This window comes from Streptomyces sp. NBC_01465 (assembly GCF_036227325.1).
In the GTDB taxonomy this organism is placed as follows: Bacteria; Actinomycetota; Actinomycetes; order Streptomycetales; family Streptomycetaceae; genus Streptomyces.
In genome coordinates this window covers 7,537,170-7,558,887 of record NZ_CP109467.1, presented here as the reverse complement: position 1 = coordinate 7,558,887, position 21,718 = coordinate 7,537,170, and the positions used below count along the sequence as shown (strand labels likewise).

Below are 21,718 nucleotides of genomic sequence, written 5' to 3'. Positions count from 1 at the left end.
TCCTCTCGGTCAGACGGAGGCGCCGGGCAGGGCACCAGTGTGCTCCAGCGGCCGGGGATCTGCCGGGGCCGCCGGATGTTCTTCGGGGCGTACGGGTGCGAACAGTGCGGCGACGACACCGGCGGCGGACAGCGCGGCGGCGACCCACACGGCGGGGACGAGACCGTCGGTGAAGTGCTGCGGTGTGCCGTATCCGCCGTTGGCGGTGAACACCGCGGCCACCAGGGCGACGCCGAAGACTCCGCCCAGTTCACGCACCGCACTGTTGGTGCCCGAGGCGACTCCGGCCTCGGGCAGGGGGACCGACCCCATCACGGCGTTGGCGACGGTGGGGAAGCACATGGAGATGCCGATGCCGGACAGGGTCAGGGCCGCGCCCAGCCAGCCGTATCCCATTCCCGGGGCGGCGATGGCCGCGACCCAGGCGTAGCCGACGGCCTGCAGGGCCAGGCCGGCGGCCATGAAGGGCCGGTTGCCGTACCGGTCGGCGAGGGCGCCCGCGATCGGCGCCACGATCATCGGGGCGCCCGCCCAGGGGAGCATGCGCACCCCTGCCTCCAACGGTGTGTATCCGAGGGCGAGTTGGAGGAACTGGGCGATGACGAAGAGGGCGCCGAAGAGCGAGGCGAAGCTGAAGAAGGCGACGCCGTTGGCGGTGGAGAACGTACGGCTGCGGAAGAGTCCGAGGGGCAGCATCGGCGTCCTGGCCCGCTGCTGCCAGCGTACGAAGGCCAGGAGCAGCAGGGCCCCCGCGGCGAACGCCGTGACGACCTCCGCCGAGCCCCAGCCCACGGTGCCACCGCGCACCAGCCCCCAGGTCAGCCCGAAGAATCCGGATGCGGCGAGCGCGAGTCCCGGCAGGTCGAGATGGGGCCTGGGCCCGTAGCTCTCGGTCAGACAGCGGAGGCCAAGCGGGGCGAGCACCAGGCCGATGGGTACGTTGATCCAGAAGATCCAGCGCCAGTCGCCGCCCTCGGCGATGGCGCCGCCGACCAGCGGACCTGCGGCGACGCCGAGTCCGGTGATGCCGCCCCACAGCCCGATCGCCGCGCCCCGCTTCTCCTTGGGGAACGCCTCGCTGATGAGGGTCAGGGTGAGCGGCATGACGATCGCGGCCCCGGCCCCCTGGACGACACGGGCGGTGATGAGCATCCCGACGCCCGGTGAGCAGGCGGCGGCCGCCGAAGCGGCGGTGAAGACGAGCAGGCCGATGGCGAACATCCGCCTCCGGCCGAACCGGTCGCCGAGCGCGGCGCCGGTCAGCAGAAGGCAGGCAAAGGAGAGGTTGTAGCCGTTGACCGTCCATTCGAGGTCGGCGAGGCGCGCGCCGAGATCGGCGCGGATCACCGGCAGTGCGGTCGCGACGACGAGGTTGTCGAGCGCGGTCATGAACAGCCCGAACGAAACAATGATGAGGGTCCAGCTCTTGCGAGGCCCCATGAGTGACAAGTCCTTCCCTCAGACGGCCCGCTTTCCGGGCTGCCTGAGGGAACGACGTACGCGCTGCGCCGAAATCGACAGGTCTCAGGAACCGAATGTCAGCCGGTCGAGGGCGGCGACGCGGTGGCCGCCTTCCGCGACGAGGTAGACGTCGTGGGTGCCGGTCAGCGGGTGGGTGAGGTGCACCGACTGCTCCTGCCAGGTGTCGGCGCCGCCCGTGCCGTGCACGGGGAGGGTCGCTGCGACCGGTCCGTGCGGTGAGCCCAGGCGCAGCTGGAGCGAGCAGCCGCGGCCGCAGCCCGCGGAGGCGAGGCGGACGGTCAGGGTGTCGGCGCCCGCTGCGAACTGGACCGAGCGGAAGCCGATGCTGTCCCCGGCGCCGAGGGTCCCGGTCGCCGCGTCCTGCCGTACAACTCCCCTCGTGTATGTGGCCTGTTCGGCCTGGAGGGTGGAGGTGGCGTCGGGTCCGTCGGCGTACAGCCGGATCTCGTTGATCTCCCAGGGCGTGTCGCCCGGGGCGGTCAGTTCGACACGGAGATAGCGGACGGTGGTCTGCGGGAAGACGGCGTCCTGGGTGAAGGAGCGGCCCGCGATGCGGGCGACGGGCGCGGTGAAGTGTGTGCCGTCGCTGCTCGTCGAGACCGTGAAGCCGTACGGGTGGCCGGTGGCGTCCAGGCCCGCGTCGAGGGCGAGCCGGCTGACGGTCTTCGGGGTCCCGAGGTCGAGGGTGACGTACTGGCCGGGTGTCTGGGCGCCGGCCGCCTTCCACTGGGTGGTCTGGTCGCCGTCGACGGCCGACGAGGCGTCGGTGCCGTCGGACGCGGTGGCCTTCCAGGCGGTGTTGCGGACCCGGGACTGGCAGCCGGGCAGGGTGCAGCCGCTGGCCCAGACCGGGGCGCCGTACTCGTACGCGCCCTGGTCGGGGGCCGTGCCCCGCACCCCCTCGGTGACACCTTCGACGGTCTCGCCCGCGTCGATGGCCGGTGAGCCGTCGCGGAGCCAGAGTTCACCGTTGCGGGCGTCCGCGTAGCCCGGGTCGACGGGCGGCAGGAGATTGGAACGGACGACGGGGGCGGGGTTGCCCGGGCCCGAGATCTCCAGCGGGGTCAGTGCGATGTCGTTGCTGACGTAGGTGCCGGTCGCGTCGGTGGCACCGCTGAGGCGGACCGCGGCGGTCGTGATACCGAGGCCGTAGGACGAGTTGTGGTCGCGGTTGCCGAGGCTGACGCTGCTGTGACCGTTGAAGAAGGTGCCGCGGGTGCCGGTGTTGTACGCGACGTTGTGGTGGAGGAGGAACTGGGAGGAGGAGTTGTCGATGTAGTAGCCGACCTGGCCGTCCGCGTCGTGGACAGTGTTGTGGTCGATGCTGGTGCCGGTGGCGTCCAGGTTGCAGCAGACGTAGAAGGGGCCGCCGTCGCGGGAGGTGCGCATCGCCTCGGAGAGGTCGTTGTAGGCGATGCGGTTGTCCTGGAAGGGGACGCCGTTGAGCTGCCAGGAGACGTCGATGCTGCCGCGTCCTGTGCGGCGGACGGTGTTGTGCGTGATCGTGTGGTGGGAGCCGTTGATCTCGATGCCGGGGGTGTAGCTGCCCATCCAGCCGACGTCGTGGACATAGGTGTTGGTGACGGTGTTGCCGCTGCCGCGCACGAGGATTCCGGTGCCGGCCGAGTATCCGATCTCGCTGTCGCGGATCTCGTTTCCGGTGCCGAGGAGCTGGACTCCGGAGTCCAGGACGCGCGAGTCGACGATGTTGCCCTCGGTGGGCGGGATGGACAGGTCGGAGTCGGCGGGCATGGGGAGCGTGCTGAACTCGGAGACGTAGCGGGCGTGCAGGCCGCTCACGCGGACGCCGGTGGAGTTCTTTCCCGTACGGAGCGAGGTGCCCCACAGGTCGAGTCCGCGCACGGTGACGTACGAGCTCCCCGAGAGGTCGAGGCCCCAGTCGCGCCGCTTGGCGGTGACGGTGTGGCCCGCGATGCCGCCTGCGGGCGGGACGAGGTAGAGCTTGCGGGCCGTCTTGTCGTAGTACCACTCCCCCGGCCGGTCGAGGGTGGCCTTGGCGCCGACGAGGTAGTAGTTGCGGAACGTCTGGCTGCCCATGCACAGGGGCGGGCAGCGGTAGTTGCCGCCGGTGAAGTCCAGGGCGCCGGACGTGGTGGCGGTGACGGTGCCGGTCTGCTGGCTCCAGGGGTTGGAGCCAGCCCAGATGTGGACCGTCGCGCCGGTGAAGTCGCCTGTCGGCAGGGCGGGGTCGTTGATGTGCTGGTCGGTGGAGGTCTTCTCGGCGACCGCCCAGGTCGGGTTGAGCGGGTCGCTCCCGGAGTTGGGCCAGCGGCCCTCCATGGCCCGGCCGCCGTCGAGGAAGAGCGCGTTCTCGGACGGGTCAAGTGGGAGGGTGATGTCGGCGGAGACGAGGCCGTCGCCCGCGTCCTGCCAGCCGGTGACGGTGTCGGTGCCGTCGACAGTGACCGTGCCGTCTCCGTACGCGGCGAACGTGATCGGCGCCGCCTTGGTCCCGGAGGGCGGGGTGATCTGTTCGCGGTAGGTGCCCCGGTGGACGAGGCAGGTGTCGCCGGGCTTCACCAGCTCCGCGCAGCGGGCGATCGTGCGCAGGGGGTGGCGGGCCGAGCCGCTCGCGTGGTCGGAGCCCCAGGAGGCGACTTCGTACGTACGGCCGCGGGTGCCCGCGTCGGCGGACGCGGCGCCCGGGAGGGCGAGGAGGGCGGTGGCTGCTGCGGCGACTGCTGCCAGCAGCGCCTTGGGTCTGCGCGGGACTCTCACGTACGGCCTCCGGTCTTCGGTGTCGGTGGTGCGGGCGGGTTCTTCCATGCCGTCTCGCCCTCGGGTCCTGCGGCGGTGCCGAGTACGGCGCAGCGCAACCAGTGCTCCCCGGGCGGGAGTTCGGCGGTCAGCAGGGGCATCGCGGTGCGGCGGGCGAGGACGTTGGTGCCGGGCAGGCAGTCGACGGTCTCGCCGGTTCTGCGGCCGTCGCTGTCGATGAGTCCGGTGAGTCCGGCCGGGGAGAGGATGCGGGCGCGGGCGGCGCCCGTCCTGCGGTCGGTGCCGGCGTCGCGGTCGACGGCGAATCCGCCCTCGGCGGTGTGCAGTCGGCGTGCGGTGCGGATGCGGTGGACGCGCAGGTGCCAGGGCGGGGCCGCGGTCAGCCAGGTGGTGATCTCCACGTCGGGCCAGGGGTGCCAGGCGGAGCGCACCGTGCCGTCCGTGACGGCGGAGTCGGCGGGCTCTTCCCGTACGCGGTAGTGGTCGCCGTCCTCGCTGAGGGCGAGCATCGAGTCGTACGCGCCCTGGTCGAGGCCGACGGGCCCGGCGGGGAGGCTGAAGCCGAAGCGGGTGGAGTACGCGAACTTGGCGTACTTCTCGGCGCCGTGGCGCACCCAGGAGTGGTGCTGGCGTCCGGCGAGGAGCGTCACGTCGCCGCCCGCGCGCATCAGGACGGCGCCCGCGTGGGGCTGTCCGGAGACGGATGGGACTGCGGGGGCGGGGAGTTCGGGGGCGCTCCAGAAGGGGTGGCTCTCGGGGAGCGCGAGGGGGAGGAAGGTTTTCAGGGCCCAGTACGGGGATCCTGGTGCGTTGTACTGCTCGGCGAGTGCGGGCTGGGGGTAGCCGTAGCCGATCGTGAGCAGTCCTTCGGGTGTGGTGATGGGCTGCTGCCGCCACCAGCGGAGGTGGCGCAGGTAGTGGCCCTTGACGACGCCCCAGGGGAGGGCTTCGACGCCTGCGTACGGGAGGGCGCCCCAGTAGGCGGCCTGGGCGAAGCGGTAGGTGAGGCTGCGGCCGTAGGGGACGGCGGTGCCGTCGTCGGCGAACCAGTGCTGGAAGTCGCGGGCGAAGAGGGAGGCGCGCATCCGGAAGCGGACGGCGCGCTCGGGGTCGAGGTCGCCTGCGACGGCGGCGTAGAGCAGGCCGTAGAAGTGCATCGCCCAGGGGACGTAGTAGTCGCGGCGCTCGGTCGGGCCGTCGGAGTACCAGCCGTCGCCGAGGGAGAAGGTCTCCAGGCGCTCGAGGCGGGTGCGGACGGTCTCGCGGTCGTACGGGACGCCGACGCGGTCGAGGCCGAGGGAGATCAGGACGGGGAAGAAGAGCCAGTTGTTGGCGGTGGTCGGCCGGTCGAGTGCGGAGCGCAGCCAGTGGGCGACGCGGTCGCGTTCGGGGCCTGTGAGGGGGTCCCAGAGCCGGTCGGGGGCGAGCGCGAGGGCGAAGCCGATGGCGGCCATTTCGACGATGCGCTGGTCGTGCGGGCCGGGTTCGCCCCAGTACTCGGGGTGGTCGGGGTCGGTTCCCGCGGCGAGTCCCCGGACCCAGTGGTCCCAGTGATCGAAGGGGCCGCCGCCCGCCGCGAGCGGGGCGAGTCCCCACAACGGGCGTGCGAACGCTTCGAGTTCGGCAGCCGTGTCGTCGTGGATCGCGGTGTTGGCGCCGAGCCGCAGCCGGGCGCGGCCCTCGCTGAAGTACGGGAGGAGCGGCTCGGCGAGGGAGGTGACACAGCCCTGCAGCCAGCGCCTCATGAAGTCCACCCCTGGGAATGGGAGTTGATGTTGCGATAGTTTTCGCAACAACGGGAACGCCACGAAACGTAGGAGAAACATCGGATGACGTCAACGGGTGGGGAGGAAACCGCTGGGAGCACCCTGGCCGAAATAGCTCATGAGGCCGGGGTTTCGGTCTCGACGGTCTCCAAGGTGCTGCACAACAGATCCGATGTCTCTTCGAAGACGCGCACCAAGGTCCAGCGCCTTCTGGAGCAGCACGGATACCGCCCCGGAGGGGCACGCCCAACGGACCCCGCGCTTCCCCGGGGCGGGCTGATCGACTTCGTCATCAACGAGCTGGACAGCCCCTGGGCGGTGGAGCTGATCCGCGGCGCGGAGGAGACCCTGCACGACGTGGGGATGGGCCTCGTCGTCTCGGCCACCCACGGCCGCAGCCGACTCGCCCGCCAGTGGCTGGATTCGCTCGCCACCCGGCCCACCCGCGGCGCGATCCTGGTCGTGCCCGAACTCACCGCCGCCCAGCACCGGGAGCTGCGCCGCCTCGCGCTCCCGTTCGCGCTGGTCGCGCCCATCGACGAACCGGCACCGGGCGTGCCGTGGGTGGGTGCCACCAACTGGCCCGGCGGCCTTGCCGCGACCCGCCATCTGGTCGGGCTCGGCCACCGGCGGATCGCCCTCATCAGCGGCCCCGAGCGCCGGCTCACCTCCCGCGCCAGGGTGGGCGGATACCGTACGGCGCTGGAGGAGGCCGGCATCCCGTACGACGAAGAGCTCGTGCGCTACGGGGACTTCACCCATGGCCCGGCCCACCGGCACGCCCTGGATCTGCTGCGACTGCCCGACCGCCCGACCGCGGTCTTCGCGGGCAGCGACCACCAGGCGCTCGGCACCTACCGGGCCGCCGCCGAGCTGGGGCTGCGCATCCCCGAGGACCTCAGCGTCGTGGGCTTCGACGACCTGCCGTTCGCGGACTGGGTGACCCCCCGGCTGACGACGGTCCGCACCCCGCTCGCCGAGATGACCGCGCTGGCCGCCCGCATGGTCCTGCAGCTGATCGCCGGGGAGACGCCGCCCACCACCCGCGTCGAGGTCGCCACCGAGCTGATCGTCAGGGAGTCCACCGCCTGATACCACCTGATACCACCTGGCCGAACTCAACTCGGGGCTCTTTACGGCCCATTGGCCCCACCCGTACGCTCCGCCGCATGAAAGCTTCCGGCAGAAGGGCGGGGGTGCTCGCCGCGGCGGGCGCGCTCCTCGCCGCATGTGTCCTCGGCTCCACTCCGTCCCCGGCCGCGGCCGCCGGCACCGGCGGGACGCCCGTGACCGCGAACGCGACCGTGCTGCCCGTCCAGAACACGGGTCCGGCCGACAAGCGCTTCAACATCGTGGTGCTCGGCGACGGCTACACGGCCGACGAACTGCCCGCGTTCCGGGCCGATGTCGAGAAGCACATGAATGTGCTGTGGTCCACCGAGCCCTTCGCCTCCTACCGCTCGTACATCAACGTCTGGGCGGTCGAGACACCGTCCCCCGAGTCCGGCGTCGACTGCGACCCGGGCCTCGACGCACCGCGCCGCGACACCGTCCTCGACATGGGCTTCTGGGGCGGCTGCAACGCAGGCAGCGTGCAGCGGCTGCTCACCATGAACAGCTCCAAGGCGAGCGCGCTCGCCGACCTCGTGCCCGGCACGGCCGGTTCGAACCGGCAGATCGTCGCCCTCGCCAACAGCAAGACCTACGGGGGCGCGGGCGGCACCTACGCGACGGCCTCCGGCGGCAACGCCCTCTCCTCGCTGATCACCCCGCACGAGATAGGCCACTCGCTCGGCGGCCTCCAGGACGAGTACGACTACTACGCGCGCGGTGTCGCGGGCGGCACCTACGAGGGCGGCGAGCCCGACTCCGCCCACCACACGCTCCTCACCGAGCAGCAGATGAAGGACCAGCAGGCCAAGTGGTGGCGCTGGCTGGGCGAGACGAGCCTGTCCGGCGGCACCATCGGCCGCTACGAGGGCGGGATGTACGACACCAAGGGTGTCTGGCGGCCCAGCAAGCACTCCATGATGAAGACCCTCGGTTACGCCTTCGACCAGGTCGAGCGCGAGGTGATGACCCGGGCGATCTCCGCCAAGGTCAACCTGATCCAGGACCACACCCCGAGCGCGGACCCGGTCGGCGCCGACCGGTCCGTGTGGGTCGACACGCTGCACCCGGTGGGCGGCGCCCTGGACGTCGGCTGGCAGCTCGACGGCCGTCCCGTACGGTCCGCGGCCGGCGCCCGCACCCTCGATCTGCGCGCGCTGCATCTGCGGGGCGGGACGCACCGGTTGACGGCCACGGTCACCGACCCAACGCCGTTCGTACGCGACCCCGCGATCCGCGCCTCCAGCGCGCTGACCAGGACCGTGACATGGACGGTCGACACGGCAGTCCACACGCAACAGGCCGCCGTGGCAGCCGAGTTCACCGACCACACCGCCACCACCGCCCCGGTCGGCGCGTCCTCCGTCGTGTACGCCGACACCTCCCACCCCGCCACTGGCCGTGCGCCCGCCGTCACTTGGTCCCTCGACGGGCGCCCGGTGCACACCCGCGGCAACGACCGCGATCTCGACCTGGGCGCCCTGAAGCTGCGCCCCGGCACGCACACTCTGAAGGCGCGGATCGCGGGGACCTCCCAGCAGCTCGCCTGGACGGTCGACGCGACCCCGGCCACGGCCGCGTACGCGCTCTCCGAACCGCTCCGTACGGTCAGCCGTCACGGGAAGCCGACGGAGTACGTCTACGACGGCGCGTTCACCATGAAGCTGACCGCCACCGACGACCAACAGGGTTATGTGGTGCAGCAGTTCAGGGTCGACGGCGACGGCTGGTACACCTACTACGGCTGGCCGACGGACGCCTCGGCGCCGTACCTCTTCACACCCGGTGGCACGAACATCGACAACCTCGTCTACGGAAAGCTCGGGAAGACCCGGGCCGTGCCGTGGGACGACGCGACGCCGGACTACGGCACCCACACCGTCGAGTACCGGACGATCGACCCGGCGGGGAACGTCGGCGCCGCGAAGAAATTCCTGGTGACCTTGGTGCCGCCGAAGGGGTGAGCCTCAGCCGGTGGTGAGTCCGGCCGCCGCGTCGGCGAGTGCGTCGAGGAGGGGTCGCAGCAGCGGGTGCTGCTCGGCCCCTCTCCGTACGGCCGCGAAGACCCGGCGGGTCGCGGCCTGCCCCTGTACGGGGCGTACGACCGCCTCCTTCAGCTCCATCCCGCGCAGCGCGGAGCGCGGCACGAGCGCCACGCCCGCGCCCGCCCCCGCGAGGGCGACGACCGCGCGGTAGTCGTCGGAGGAGTGGGTGAGGCGGGGCTCGAATCCGGCGAGTTCGCAGGCGAGCAGCATCACGTCGTGGCAGGGGTTGCCGGGGTACTGGCCGATCCAGTCGGCGCCGGCGAGGTCGGCGAGCTCGACGGTGGGGGCCTGGGCGAGGGGGTGCCCGGCGGGGAGCACCGCGTCGAAGGGCTCGGCGTAGAGCGGGACGCGGGCCAGGCGGCGGTCGTCCTCGTGGGGTGCGCCCCGGTACTCGACGGCCAGCGCGAGGTCCGCCCGGCCGTCCAGGACGAGGGTCAGGCTCTCGTCGCCCTCGGCGTCGCGTACGTGGATGCGCAGGCCGGGGCGGGTGTCCGCGAGGTCACGGATGGCGGGGGCGAGGACCTCTGCGATGCCCGTCGCGAAGGCGGCGACGGTGACCTCGCCGGCGGCGCCGTCCGCGTAGGCGGCGAGCTCGGCCTCGGCGCGCTCCAGCTGCGCGAGGACCTCATGGGTGTGGGTGAGGAGGATCTCTCCGGCCGCGGTGAGGCGCACGCCCCGGCCGCTGCGGGTCAGGAGGGCGTGCCCGGTCTCCTGCTCCAGCGCGGCGAGCTGCTGAGAGACGGCGGAGGGGGTCAGATACAGCGCTGCGGCCGCGGCGGTCACCGTTCGGTGGTCCGCCACGGCCCGCAGGATGCGCAGACGGCGGGGGTCGATCACCCGGCCATTGTCGCCCGTGCGTCGATGAAGGCCGCAATCGCCCGCTCGACGTCGGCGGTGGAGTGCGCGGCGGAGAGCTGGACGCGGATGCGGGCCTTGCCCATCGGGACGACGGGGTAGGAGAACCCGATCACGTAGACGCCCCGCTCCAGGAGCAGCTCGGCCATGCGGCCCGCCTCGGCGGCATCGCCGATCATGACGGGGGCGATGGCGTGGTCGCCGGGGAGGATCTCGAAGCCGGCCTCGGTCATCTTCGTACGGAAGAGCGAGGTGTTGGCGGCGAGCTTGTCGCGCAGGTCGCCCGCGGACTCCAGGAGGTCGAGGACCTTGAGGGAGGCGGCGGCGATGACCGGGGCGAGGGAGTTCGAGAAGAGGTACGGGCGCGAGCGCTGACGGAGCAGCGCGACGATCTCCGCGCGGGCGGCGACGTAGCCCCCCGAAGCGCCGCCGAGGGCCTTGCCGAGGGTGCCGGTGATGATGTCGACGCGGTCCATCACGCCGTGCAGCTCGGGGGTGCCGCGGCCGCCGGGGCCGACGAAGCCGACGGCGTGGGAGTCGTCGACCATGACCATGGCGTCGTAGCGGTCGGCGAGGTCGCAGATCTCGGCGAGGGGGGCGACGTAGCCGTCCATGGAGAAGACGCCGTCGGTGACGATGAGGCGGCGGCGGGCGTCCTGGGTGTCCTTGAGCTGCTGCTCCAGGTCGGCGAGGTCGCGGTTGGCGTAGCGGTGACGGCGGGCCTTGGAGAGGCGGATGCCGTCGATGATCGAGGCGTGGTTGAGGGCGTCGGAGATGACCGCGTCCTCGGCGCCGAGGAGGGTCTCGAAGACGCCGCCGTTGGCGTCGAAGCAGGAGGAGTAGAGGATCGTGTCCTCCTGGCCGAGGAACGCGGAGAGGCGGGCCTCGAGCTCCTTGTGGACGTCCTGGGTGCCGCAGATGAAGCGGACGGACGCCATGCCGTAGCCCCAGCGGTCGAGGGCGTCCTTGGCGGCGGCGACGATCTCGGGGTGGTCGGCGAGGCCGAGGTAGTTGTTGGCGCAGAAGTTCAGGACGTCGCCGGAGGGGACGGAGACGGTGGCGCTCTGGGGGGTGGAGATGACGCGCTCGGGCTTGAAGAGACCCGCTTCGCGGATCTCGTCGAGGGTGGCGCGGAGGTCTTCGCGGACGGTGCCGTACATGCGTGCTCCCGGGGTGCGGTAGTTGTGGTGGGTGCGGGTCGGTGGGCGGGCCGGGGTCGCAGACGGAGGGGTTCCCCGATCCCGCCCCTTCCCGAGACCGGGGGCTCCGCCCCGCAGACCCCCGCTGGGGCTCCGCCCCGCAGACCCCGCTCCTCAATCGCCGGAGAGGCTTGATTTTGCTGCGCGTGCGATTCAAGTTCAGCAAAAACCAGCCCGTCCGGCGATTGAGGACCGGGGGCCTGGGGGCGGAGCCCCCAGCGGGGATCAGGCCGTCCAGTCGAGGATGATCTTGCCGCAGCGGCCCGTCGCCGCCTCGTCGAACGCCGCCTCGAAGTCCTGGAAGCCGTAGCGGTTCGTGATCACCGGGGACAGGTCCAGGCCGCCCTCCAGCAGCACCGTCATCGCGTACCAGGTCTCGAACATCTCGCGCCCGTAGATCCCCTTCACGGTGATCATCGACGTCACGATCTTCGACCAGTCGACCGCGAACTCCTCCGCCGGAAGGCCGAGCATCGCGATCCGCCCGCCGTGCGTCATGTTCGCGACCATGTCCCGCATCGCCTCGGGGCGGCCGGACATCTCCAGGCCGATGTCGAAGCCCTCCCGCAGCCCGAGCTGTCGCTGCGCGTCGGCGATCGACGTCTCGGCGACGTTGACCGCGAGCGTCGCGCCCGCCTTGGTCGCCAGTTCGAGGCGGTACGGACTGACATCCGTGATGACCACGTTGCGCGCACCCGCGTGCTTGGCGACCGCCGCCGCCATGATGCCGATCGGGCCGGCGCCCGTGATCAGGACGTCCTCGCCGACCAGCGGGAAGGAGAGCGCGGTGTGGACCGCGTTGCCGAAGGGGTCGAAGATCGCGGCGACGTCCAGGTCGACCGGGGAACGGTGCACCCACACATTGGAGGCCGGCAGGGCAACGTACTCCGCGAAGGCACCGTTGCGGCCGACGCCGAGGCCGATCGTCGAGCGGCACAGGTGGCGGCGGCCGGCCAGACAGTTGCGGCACTTGCCGCAGACCAGGTGCCCCTCGCCGCTGACCAGGTCGCCCACCGCGATGTCGCGCACGTCGGCGCCGACCGATGCGACCTCGCCCACGAACTCGTGCCCGAGCACGAGCGGCGTCTCGACCGCCTGCTGCGCCCAGCCGTCCCAGGAGCGGATGTGCAGGTCGGTGCCACAGATCCCCGTACGCAGCACCTTGATCAGCACATCGCCCGGGCCCGTCTCCGGCTCGGGTACGTCCATGAGCCACAGCCCGGGCTCGGCGTGCTGCTTGACAAGTGCCTTCATCGCGGCGGCTCCAGGCGTGGCGGTGGCGATCAGTGAACAGCACCAATCTGCCGAGTCCGGGCGGATCGGTCCATCGAGGTTTTCTTAAGCGGGCCCACAGCGGAGCTTCACACCCCGCTTCCCGCACCCCGGCCCGGGAACCTCAGGCGTCGCTCGCACGTCATGGAGTACACCGCGCACTCGTGTCCGCTACGAGCCCGGAGGTCCGCCATGACCACCGCCGCCACGCCCCTGCCCACGCTCACCGCACTCGTCGTCGCCAAGCGTGCGGGCCGCCGCGCCTGGGCGCTGGCCGAGGCGGGCGGCTGGCACACCGAGACGCTCTGCCCTCCGGGCCTGGACCATCCCCACGCGCTGCTCGACGCCATGGAGTCGCTGCTGCGGCGCCCCGCACTCGTGGACCGCAGCCGGGTCACGCTGCTCTGCAACGACCAGCTGCTCTCGCTCACCCTGACCGAACTCGCCTCCCGGATCCCGTACTTGACGGTCTGCGCACCCCAGGACGTGATCGGTGGCAGTCTGCTGCACTGCCGCGCCAGGGAGGCCGCGACGCGCCTGGTGCGCGAGGCCACCGAGCAGCGTCCGTCGCTGACCGCCGCGAGCGACGGTTCGCATGCACAGCACACCAGGGACGGCGGCTGGGCGTGGCTGGACGAGAACGGCGCGTACGGGTTCGGTCCTGCGGTGTGCACCGAGCCGCTGGAGGCCGAACTCTTCGGCATCCAGGAGCTGTTGAGGGCCGCACCGCGCACCCACGACCTCACCGTGCTGTGCGACAGCCGCGCGGCGATCCATCTGGTCGACAGCCTCCGCCCGGAGCGGCCCGGCGGGCCGTGGCGCGCCCCTTCGCCGCGCAGCGCACGGGTGCACGGGACGCTGATCGTGATACGTCAGGAGCTGACCGTACGGCCGCCGGTCACCCTGCGCTGGGTGCGCGGCCACGACGGCCACCCCCTCAACGAGGGCGCCGACCGGCTCGCCCTGCACGCCCGCCGGACCGCCACCGGCGGGGTCCCGGCCGCGACGGCGCGCGCGACAGCCGCCGCCATCGCGGCGGAATCGGTGGCCCAGTGGCAGGAATCCGCCGCCTGAACCCTGCCCGGGGTGAAGGTCCGGTGAGGGTGGATTTCCTTCAAGTAACACGAAGTAAAGCGGAAGTGACGGTTCATCATGCCTCTTCCCCTGTGGCCCCGCGCGCCCCCATCCTGGTCCACATGCGAATCACTCTACGCGCGTTGCGCACCCGTGCCGCTGCCGTCGCCGTCGCCACCGCGGTCGTCATGGCCCCCTCCGTCCTGGTCGCCACCGAGGCGCATGCCACCGTCAGCGGGACCGTCTGTTACACGGCCCTGCCCTCCCAGGCGCACGACACCCTCGACCTGATCGACGCGGGCGGCCCGTACCCGTACTCGCAGGACGGTGTCGTCTTCCAGAACCGCGAAGGAGTCCTCCCCTCCCAGTCGACCGGCTACTACCACGAGTACACGGTCATCACTCCGGGCAGCTCCACGCGCGGAGCGCGCCGCATCGTCACCGGCAGCAAGACCGCCGAGGACTACTACACGGCCGACCACTACGTCACGTTCCGGCTGGTCGACTTCGGCTGCTGAAGCGGAAGTTACACGTGTGAAGCGTGAGGTCAACGGGGTCTTCATGAACGGCTGATGAGGTCGCAGCACCCACACAGTGATCATGGAGGCCCCCTTGAGCGCGCCCACGACCAAACAGCTCGACGCCTACATACGCACCCGCCTCGCCCTGGCGGGCGTCGACCTCGACAAACTCCCCGAGGTGTCCGACCCCGCCACCGGAGCACCCACCCGGGCCGAGGCGCTCCGCTCCCTGCGGAGCTTCGTCGCCTCGACGCCCGCCGCGCTCGCGGGGTGGGGCGCCGAGGCGCGGCCGGAGTACGCGCAGCAGGCCTCACCGCCGCTGATCTATCCGTCGATCACCGAAGCCTGGACGGCCGACGCGACGGGCGGCGCCCGATGAGCCGTTCCCTCAACCGCCGGACCTTCCTGGCGAGTTCGGCCGCGGCCGCCACCGGCATCGCGCTCCCGCAGGCCGCCGAGGCACGTACGTCCTCCGCCTCGCATCCGCTCGCCGTCCCCGACATCGAGGTACGGGAGGCGGCGAGGCAGGATCCGACGGAGGCCACCGTCGCCGAGGCCGTGGTGCTGATGCGAGGCGGCAAGCTCACCTCCGCCGCACTCACCCAGGCGTACCTGGAGCGGATCGCGGCCTACGGTTCCACCTATCAGGCGTACGCCGAGGTGACGGGCGACGCGGCGCTCGCCGCGGCCCGCAGGGCCGACCGGCGCGGCGGGGCGCACGGAATCCTGAAGGGCATTCCGCTCTGCATCAAGGACAACTACTTCACCGCGGGCGTCCCCACGCGCTGCAACTCCTTCATCTTCCAGGACTTCGTGCCCGACCACGACGCGACGGCCGTGGCCCGGCTGACCGCGGCGGGCGGCATCGTGCTCGGCAAGGGGCAGATGGGCCCGCTCGCCACCACACGCGCCACGACGCCCGACGGGACGGTCACCACGGTCAACGCCTGGACTCCGGACGACCCTTCGGTGGATCCGGGCGGTTCGTCGACCGGCCCCGCATGCGCGGTGGCGGGGCGGATGGCCGCGTCGTCGATCGGCACACAGACCGGCGGGTCCATCGTCCTGCCGTCCAACCAGCAGAACCTGACGGGGCTGAAGCCCACGATGGGCCGGGTCTCGATCCACGGCGTGATCCCGCTCTCGTACACCAGGGACCACAGCGGGCCGCTGGCGCGCGACGCCATGGATGCGGCGATCATGATGTCCGTGATGGCGGGGCCCGACCCGAAGGACCCGCGCACGCTGGGGCTTCCCGCGGTGCCCGATCTCATCCGTTCGGCGACACCAGTGGTCTCGCGGGGCGGGACGGTGCGGATGCGCAGGGCGGTACGGGTGGGGGTGCCCGCCGACTTCCTCGCCTCGGCGTCCGATGTGCGCAAGGCCTTCCTGGACACGCTGGACGGGATCTCGGGGGTGACGCTCGTGGACGTCACCTATCCGGCTGACTGGGCTCTGCTGACCGGGACGTTCAACGCCGCCCGGCTCTCCGAGCGGACGGAGCCCTTCCGGCACTGGCTGCAGGAGGACCCCGCGAAGTTCGGGGTGTCGCTGCTGAGTTGGCTGCAGGGCCTGATGATCTCCGGCGACGAGTGGATCACGGCCCAGCGGGCCAAGAACCACCTCCTGAGGGAGGTCCTGGACGGGGTCATGGCCCACTGCGACGTCCTGCTGCAGACGGGGCCCGTGCCCTTCGACATCCTCGGACTGCCGGAACTCGCCTTCCCCGCGGGCTTCACGGACGGGATCCCGCAGGGGGTGATCCTCGGCGGGCAGCCGTACGAGGAGGACCGCCTCCTCGAAGTCGCCGCCGCCTATCAGGCCGTCACGGACTGGCACACCCGCCGCCCGGCGGACCCCGCACCGCATCAGGGTCTCAGCAGGCAGGCGCCCGCCGCCCGGCCGCGGCTCACCGCCGAGGAAGCGGCGGCTGCCTCGGCCTAGGACTGTTCGGAAGACGCCTGTCGCAGCTCAACGACTGCGGCCTGCACTGTTGGCCGCCCTGCCCATTTTTGCCGTCTTCGTTCCGATCGGACGCCCACCTGAGTGCACAACCACGCCATGTTGTACCGGTTTTGGCGATTCCATCACCAGGGCCCTCTGTTCGAACGAACGCATGAGCGGTGTACTAGTTGTACGGGGCGGCTGCCAGCCTCCAACAACCGGTGCAACACACCGGGTTGGTGATGGCTCCGCCCCCGCCCCAGACCCCGGCGACAGGAACGCGCCCGATGAGCTCTCCGACACGTGACCGCCTCGGCGGCACGGCTCCGGACCTGCACCGGGTCCGCCGCTCTCCCCGGGACACGCTCGTCGTCGACGCCGGGCACCAGACGTACGCACACCAGCCGCTCACCTGCCGCCACAGGGATTTCGCATGCCTGCGTCAGGCCGACTCACTGCTCGGACACCCCTCGCGCAGCGTCGGGCAGCAACGACACGAGAGGTAAAAGATGATGGCGATCAACATCCCGGAGCGGGCCACACTTCCGCGCTTCGACATGCCGTTTCCCAGCATGGGGTGCAACGCCCTCATGAACGAGGCAGCCGTGGAGATGTGGCAGTGGACGGACCGTTTCGACCTGTGCCCGACACCGGAGGTCCACGAACAGGTTCGCCAGGCCCGTCCCGAGCTCTGGGCGTCCCTGATCTATCCCGCAGCAGAGCTGGCCGACCTTGTGCTCTTCTGCGAGTGGACCGTCTGGTCCTTCGTTGTCGACGACATGTTCGACGACGGCCCGCAGGGGCGTGACCCGGCCCGGTGCGAGGAGGTCATCGTCCGGCTGATCGCCGTGATCGACGGGAAGGAAGCCCCGGCCGGCCCGCTGGAGCACGCACTCTCCGACTTGTGGCAGCGCATCTGCTCGAACCGCTCGGCCGGGTGGACCAAGGTGTTCCGCCGGGACACCTCGGGGTGGCTGTGGACCTACTACACGGAAGCTGCCGACCGGGCCTCCGGCCATGTTCCTGAAGTCGAGGAGTTCAGCCACCACCGGCGCGATGCCATCGCCATGCGGGGATTCCTGGACCTGTACGAGATACCCGCCCGGATCGACCTTCCGGAGGCGGTGAGGAACCTTTCCGGATTCATCGCCCTGCGCAACGCGGCGACCGACCACATCGCCCTCTACAACGACATCTGCTCGACGCAGAAAGAGCAAGAGGTCGGCTATTACCACAACTCCGTCTGCCTGATCCAGCATCATCGCGGATGCTCGCTGCAGGAAGCCTTCGAAGTGGCGAACGACATGCTCGCCGTGTATATCGAGCGCATCCAGAAAGCCGAGCGACAGCTGACTTCCCAGCTGAAATCCATCGGGGCCGGCAGCAACGTCCTGGCGGATGTCGAGCAGTGCGTCCACGACTACCGCATGCTCGTCCGCGGAGACTTCGACTACCACCTCCGTGCCGAGCGGTACCAGACGTCGCGGCACGACGCCCTCCCCTCGCACAGCCGCGCCTGACCAGGCAGGAGGAACCACCATGCTCGGACACGCGCCTTCGGCCGCCCAACTCACCTCCGGCACCGCACCCGGGGCACATCCCGCCATCGGTCACGGATGGCAGTTGTGGAGGCAGCCCCTGGAATTCCTCGAGTCGCTCTCCACGATCGGCGACCTGGTCGAAATCAGGCTGGGACCGCAACCGGCCTTCGTACCGTGCCATCCCGAGATTGTCTGGCACATCCTGACCAATGACAGCGTCTACGACAAAGGAGGGCCGGTCATGGACCGGCTCCGCGATTTCGTGGGCAACGGTCTGGGAACATCGACCCACAAGGACCATCGGCGGCAACGCCGCCTCATCCAGCCCGCCTTCCACCCGGCGCTCGTCGAAGGTCATGCCGCCGTGATGGGGGACGAGATCTCCACGCTGACCCGGGACTGGAAAGACGGCCAGGAAATCGACGTATTTCCTCAGCTGTACGGATTCGCCCTGCGGACCGTGACACGGACCCTGTTCTCCACCACCGTCGACGCGGAAACCATCGAAGTGGTCCGCCGCTCGTTCGACACCGTGTTCAACGGCAGTTTCCTGCGGATGCTCACCCCGCCCGCTCTGCGCAGGATCCCCACCCCGGCGAACCGCCGCTTCCAGACCGCCGTCAAGAACCTTCTCGACACCGTCGATCGCATGATCGAGGCGCACCGGAAGGAGGCGACGGACTCCGGCGGCATCCTGCCCATCCTCCTCGACTCCGGTTCCGGGCCGGACGGCCAGGAGATGAGCAATGCGGAGATCCGCGATCACCTCATCACCATGCTGCTGGGGGGAGGGGACACCACCGCTGCCGCCCTCGCTTGGGCACTTCACCTGCTGTCCACGAATCCCGAAGCCGAACGCCGGCTCCAGGAGGAGGTCGACCAGGTCCTCGGCGGGCGACCTGCCGAGTGGAAGGACCTGTCACAACTGACCTTCACCAGCCGCGTACTCACGGAAACGCTGCGCCTGTACCCGCCCGGCTGGCTGCTGACCCGCACCACGACCCAAGAGGTCGAACTGGCCGGCCGGCACCTGCCCCCCGGAACCGCCATCCTGTTCAGCCCTGTCACCGTTCAACGGCGCCCCGACCTCTTCCCGGACCCCCACGCATTCGATCCGGACAGATGGCTGCCCGAACGTGCATCCGGCCTTCCGCGCGGAGCCTTCGTCGCCTTCGGCGGAGGAGCACGCAAGTGCATCGGCGACACCTACGGCATGGCCGAGACCGTGCTCGCACTGGCCACGATCGCGTCCCGGTGGAGCCTGTCTCCCGCCTCCGGAGTCCAGATCCGCCCCTCCCGGCTGTCGGTCAGCCTTCATCCGGAACATCTGCCACTGCGGCTGCACGCCCGCAGGCAGGCCGCCGCGGCCTCCTAGGCGGACTCCTCGAAGGTTCCGTCCACGTACACCCAGGCGCCGTCGACCCGCTCGAAACGGCTGCGCTCGTAGAGCGAGTCGGCCTCGCCTTGGTACGTCCAGCGCGCGCGGAAGGTGACCGTCCCCTTCGTGTGGAAGGCGGTGCCCTCCGTCGCCTCCAGGATCTCCAGCCCCTGCCACCGCTGACCCGCGTCGAATTCGATGCCGGGCGGCCGGGTCGTGGGGTGCCAGGTCCGCAGCAGGTACGCGGCGTCCTGGACGACGAAGGCGCTGTAGCGCGAGCGCATCAGCGCCTCCGCCGTGGGGGCCGCGGCCGCACCGGAGTGGTAGCGGCCGCAGCAGGAGGCGTACGGGGCGGGAAGCCCGCAGGGGCAGGGAGACGTGGCAGTGGTACGGGGCATGGCGGTCATTCTGCCGGTGCCCGGCTACCGCATGTGCACCGGCTCGGGGCGTTCGCAGCTGCTCCGCACGGACAGTGCCGCACCCTCCCGCGCCGCGTCCAGCAGCGTGAGCATCACATCGAGCACGTGCCGGGAGAGACCGGCCGAGGCGCGGTGCGGACGGCCCGCCGACAGCGCGTCGGCCAGATCCACGAGCCCGGTGCCGCGTCCCGCGCCCCGGTAGCCCGCCGAAACGGGCAGCAACTGCCATTCCCCGCCTGCCCGGTGGTACTCGACCAGGCCGTCGAATCCGTTGGGGTCGGGGACCGATAGCGAGCCTCCGGTTCCGTGCACCTCTATGCGCGGGAGCCGCGCCGCCTGGATGTCGAAGCTCATCAGGAGGGTCGTCAGGGCGCCGCCCGCATGCTCCAGGACCCCGGTGACATGGGTGTCCACCTCCACCGGGAAGTGCGTCCCCGCCCGGGGTCCGCTGCCGATGTCCCGTTCGGTACGGGTGCGCGACGCGGCGCCCGTGACGCGGACGACCGGGCCCAGGACATGGACGAGGGAGGAGAGGTAGTACGGACCCATGTCGAGCAGCGGTCCGCCGCCCGGCCGGTAGTAGAACTCCGGGTCGGGGTGCCAGGATTCGGGGCCTGCCGAGGCCATGAAGGCGGTGGCGGCGACGGGCCTGCCGATGAGCCCGTCGTCGACGGCCTTGCGTGCGGTCTGCGTACCGGTGCCGAGCACGGTGTCCGGTGCGCAGCCCACGCGCAGCCCGCCCGCACGGGCCGCGGCGAGGATCGCGTCGGCCTCCTCCCGGGTGGCGGCCAGGGGCTTCTCGCCGTAGACGTGCTTGCCCGCGGCGAGGGCGGCGAGGGCCACCTGGGCGTGCACGGCGGGGACGGTGAGGTTGAGTACGGCGTCGACGTCGTCGCGTACGACCAACTCCGCGAGAGATCCGGCGACTTCGGCCCCCGGTATCCGGTCGGCGGCCGTCCGGGCGCGGTGCGGGTCGAGGTCCGTGACGGCGGTGAGCCGTACGGAGTCGCTTTTCACGAAGGTGTCCAGGTAGGCCCCGCTGATCTTGCCCGCGCCGACCATGCCGATCCTCAGCGGCTCGCCCACAGCAGCCCCCTCTCGGTGAGGGCCCGCACCTCGGGCACGTCGAAGTCGTCCGGCTTGTGGCCGATGGTGGAGACGAAAACGCGGCCCGCGCCCCAGTTCCTGGTCCAGACGGCGGGCATGGTGACCGGACGGTCGTACTCCTCGCCCGGCGGGAAGACGGTGGTGGCGAGGACGTCGATCAGTGGGTCCGTGGACATCCAGTACTGCTCGGTGTGGACACGGAAATCGGCGAGGCCGGTGACGACGGGGTGGTTCGCCCTGCCGGGTACGAAGGTGACCTCGTGGTCGTGGAATCCGGGCGGGTGCATGAGGAACTGCCCGCCGGTCAACCGGTGGTAGCCGATGTCGCCGCGGAAGGCGTCGACGATCCCGCCGTGCCAGCCGGCCAGGCCGGTCCCCGCGCGTACGGCGGCGGCGAGTCCCTCGCTCTGGGCGGCGGTGATCTCTCCCATGGACCAGCACTGGACCACCAGATCGGTGGCGGCGAGGCGTTGAGCGTCGGCGTACACCTCAAGGGTTTCGCTGACATCGATGTCGAAACCGTGGGAACGGAGGAAAGGCACGAACAGCTCGGTGATCTTCACCGGCTGGTGCCCTTCCCAACCGCCGCGCACGAGGAGGGCCTTACGGGATTCCGAAGTCATGCTCCCCACCCTCCCCGCGCAGCTCGGCGCTCAACCGGCGAATCGTTCCTTCTCAGGCCCCGACGGTCCCGTCGATCCCCTCGCGGAGGAAATCGGCGTGGCCGTTGTGGCGTGCGTACTCGTGGATGAGGTGGAGCATCACCAGCCGGAGCGACACGTCCTCGCCCCACTTCTTGTTGTAGCCGGTGACATCGAGGGACTCCGCCTCCCGTTCGATGCGCCGGGAGTGCTCGACTTCCGCCTCCCAGGCGGCGAACGCCTCGGAGCGGGTGGAGGCCTCGGCGTCGTACGCGACCTGGTAGTCGTCCTCGGCCGACCAGACGAGGTGGATGTCCTCGCCGTTGATCACCTTGCGGAACCAGGTGCGTTCGACCTCGCACATGTGCCGCACCAGGCCAAGCAGCGTGAGCGTCGACGGCGGCATCGACCTGCGCTTCAGGTCGTCGTCGATGAGCCCCTCGCACTTCATGGCCAGCGTGGCCCGGTGGTAGTCGAGGAAGGCGCGCAGGGTCTCGCGCTCGTCGCCGCGCAGCGGCGGTCCGATCCGGTTGTCCGTCATGGAGCGCGATCATACGGAGCGCCGGAGGGCGCCCTGCGTGCAGGGCGCCCTCCGGTTCACGGGGTGCGCCGCCCCCGTCCCCAC

Annotated in this window: 19 protein-coding genes; 9 read left to right on the top strand and 10 right to left on the bottom strand. The window is 70.9% G+C overall.

Annotated elements, in window-relative coordinates; genetic code table 11:
- Positions 1 to 9: 9 nt before the first annotated feature.
- The 3 genes from OG707_RS35230 to OG707_RS35220 all read right to left on the bottom strand — a co-directional run bounded on the left by OG707_RS35230 (position 10) and on the right by OG707_RS35220 (position 5,966).
- Entirely contained in the window at positions 10 to 1,440 is a 1,431-nt protein-coding gene (locus tag OG707_RS35230; RefSeq protein WP_329125702.1) for an MFS transporter, read from the bottom strand.
- 84 nt (positions 1,441 to 1,524) lie between these two features.
- Complete coding sequence (locus OG707_RS35225; RefSeq protein ID WP_329125700.1) at positions 1,525 to 4,269, bottom strand: carbohydrate-binding protein; 2,745 nt, start codon at positions 4,267 to 4,269, stop codon at positions 1,525 to 1,527.
- A complete protein-coding gene (locus OG707_RS35220) occupies positions 4,218 to 5,966 on the bottom strand; it encodes a DUF2264 domain-containing protein (protein ID WP_329125698.1) in 1,749 nt (582 codons plus the stop codon). The genes OG707_RS35225 and OG707_RS35220 overlap by 52 nt, the downstream gene beginning before the upstream one ends.
- An 84-nt stretch (positions 5,967 to 6,050) precedes the next feature.
- On the opposite strand from OG707_RS35220, the gene OG707_RS35215 reads away from it, so the two are divergent.
- Both OG707_RS35215 and OG707_RS35210 read left to right on the top strand, forming a co-directional pair.
- Complete coding sequence (locus OG707_RS35215; protein WP_329125697.1) at positions 6,051 to 7,079, top strand: LacI family DNA-binding transcriptional regulator; 1,029 nt, start codon at positions 6,051 to 6,053, stop codon at positions 7,077 to 7,079.
- A 77-nt stretch (positions 7,080 to 7,156) separates the two neighbouring features.
- Entirely contained in the window at positions 7,157 to 9,061 is a 1,905-nt protein-coding gene (locus OG707_RS35210) for a M64 family metallopeptidase (RefSeq protein WP_329125695.1), read from the top strand.
- 3 nt (positions 9,062 to 9,064) lie between these two features.
- On the opposite strand, the gene OG707_RS35205 is transcribed toward OG707_RS35210, so the two are convergent.
- The 3 genes from OG707_RS35205 to tdh form a co-directional block, all read right to left on the bottom strand.
- A complete protein-coding gene (locus OG707_RS35205; RefSeq protein WP_329125693.1) occupies positions 9,065 to 9,979 on the bottom strand; it encodes a LysR family transcriptional regulator in 915 nt (304 codons plus the stop codon).
- Entirely contained in the window at positions 9,976 to 11,157 is a 1,182-nt protein-coding gene (locus OG707_RS35200; RefSeq protein WP_329125690.1) for a glycine C-acetyltransferase, read from the bottom strand. Before OG707_RS35200 ends, OG707_RS35205 begins: the two co-directional genes overlap by 4 nt.
- Positions 11,158 to 11,421: 264 nt before the next feature.
- Positions 11,422 to 12,450 carry an L-threonine 3-dehydrogenase gene (gene tdh, locus OG707_RS35195; protein WP_329125688.1) on the bottom strand — a complete coding sequence of 343 codons (1,029 nt, stop codon included), beginning with the start codon at positions 12,448 to 12,450 and terminating at the stop codon, positions 11,422 to 11,424.
- A gap of 210 nt (positions 12,451 to 12,660) precedes the next feature.
- Between tdh and OG707_RS35190 the strand changes: the two genes are divergently transcribed.
- The 7 genes from OG707_RS35190 to OG707_RS35160 all read left to right on the top strand — a co-directional run bounded on the left by OG707_RS35190 (position 12,661) and on the right by OG707_RS35160 (position 18,923).
- Positions 12,661 to 13,542, top strand: coding sequence for a ribonuclease HI (locus tag OG707_RS35190; RefSeq protein WP_329125686.1), 882 nt, complete (start codon positions 12,661 to 12,663; stop codon positions 13,540 to 13,542).
- A gap of 122 nt (positions 13,543 to 13,664) precedes the next feature.
- A complete protein-coding gene (locus tag OG707_RS35185) occupies positions 13,665 to 14,060 on the top strand; it encodes a ribonuclease (RefSeq protein WP_329125684.1) in 396 nt (131 codons plus the stop codon).
- Between the two features lie 94 nt (positions 14,061 to 14,154).
- A complete protein-coding gene (locus OG707_RS35180; protein ID WP_329125682.1) occupies positions 14,155 to 14,442 on the top strand; it encodes a hypothetical protein in 288 nt (95 codons plus the stop codon).
- A complete protein-coding gene (locus OG707_RS35175; protein WP_329125680.1) occupies positions 14,439 to 16,007 on the top strand; it encodes an amidase in 1,569 nt (522 codons plus the stop codon). Before OG707_RS35180 ends, OG707_RS35175 begins: the two co-directional genes overlap by 4 nt.
- Before the next feature lie 287 nt (positions 16,008 to 16,294).
- Positions 16,295 to 16,513, top strand: a complete 219-nt coding sequence (locus tag OG707_RS35170; protein ID WP_329125678.1) for a 1-deoxy-D-xylulose-5-phosphate synthase N-terminal domain-containing protein — start codon at positions 16,295 to 16,297, stop codon at positions 16,511 to 16,513.
- Positions 16,514 to 16,519: 6 nt separating this feature from the next.
- Positions 16,520 to 17,527: a terpene synthase family protein gene (locus OG707_RS35165; RefSeq protein ID WP_329125676.1), complete on the top strand. Its 1,008-nt coding sequence runs from the start codon at positions 16,520 to 16,522 to the stop codon at positions 17,525 to 17,527.
- A 19-nt stretch (positions 17,528 to 17,546) separates the two neighbouring features.
- Positions 17,547 to 18,923, top strand: a complete 1,377-nt coding sequence (locus tag OG707_RS35160; protein ID WP_329125674.1) for a cytochrome P450 — start codon at positions 17,547 to 17,549, stop codon at positions 18,921 to 18,923.
- Here the strand turns inward: OG707_RS35160 and OG707_RS35155 are convergent.
- From OG707_RS35155 to OG707_RS35140, 4 genes are read right to left on the bottom strand one after another with little or no spacing between them, the layout of a single operon-like run.
- Positions 18,920 to 19,324: a YchJ family protein gene (locus tag OG707_RS35155; RefSeq protein WP_329125672.1), complete on the bottom strand. Its 405-nt coding sequence runs from the start codon at positions 19,322 to 19,324 to the stop codon at positions 18,920 to 18,922. The genes OG707_RS35160 and OG707_RS35155 overlap by 4 nt on opposite strands.
- Before the next feature lie 24 nt (positions 19,325 to 19,348).
- Positions 19,349 to 20,431 (bottom strand): Gfo/Idh/MocA family protein, encoded by a 1,083-nt coding sequence (locus OG707_RS35150; protein ID WP_329125669.1) that lies wholly within the window; start codon positions 20,429 to 20,431, stop codon positions 19,349 to 19,351.
- On the bottom strand, positions 20,416 to 21,075 hold the full coding sequence (locus OG707_RS35145; protein ID WP_329125667.1) for a ThuA domain-containing protein: 660 nt from the start codon (positions 21,073 to 21,075) through the stop codon (positions 20,416 to 20,418). Before OG707_RS35145 ends, OG707_RS35150 begins: the two co-directional genes overlap by 16 nt.
- 52 nt (positions 21,076 to 21,127) lie before the next feature.
- Positions 21,128 to 21,634 carry a DinB family protein gene (locus tag OG707_RS35140; RefSeq protein ID WP_329125665.1) on the bottom strand — a complete coding sequence of 169 codons (507 nt, stop codon included), beginning with the start codon at positions 21,632 to 21,634 and terminating at the stop codon, positions 21,128 to 21,130.
- Positions 21,635 to 21,718 lie beyond the last annotated feature (84 nt).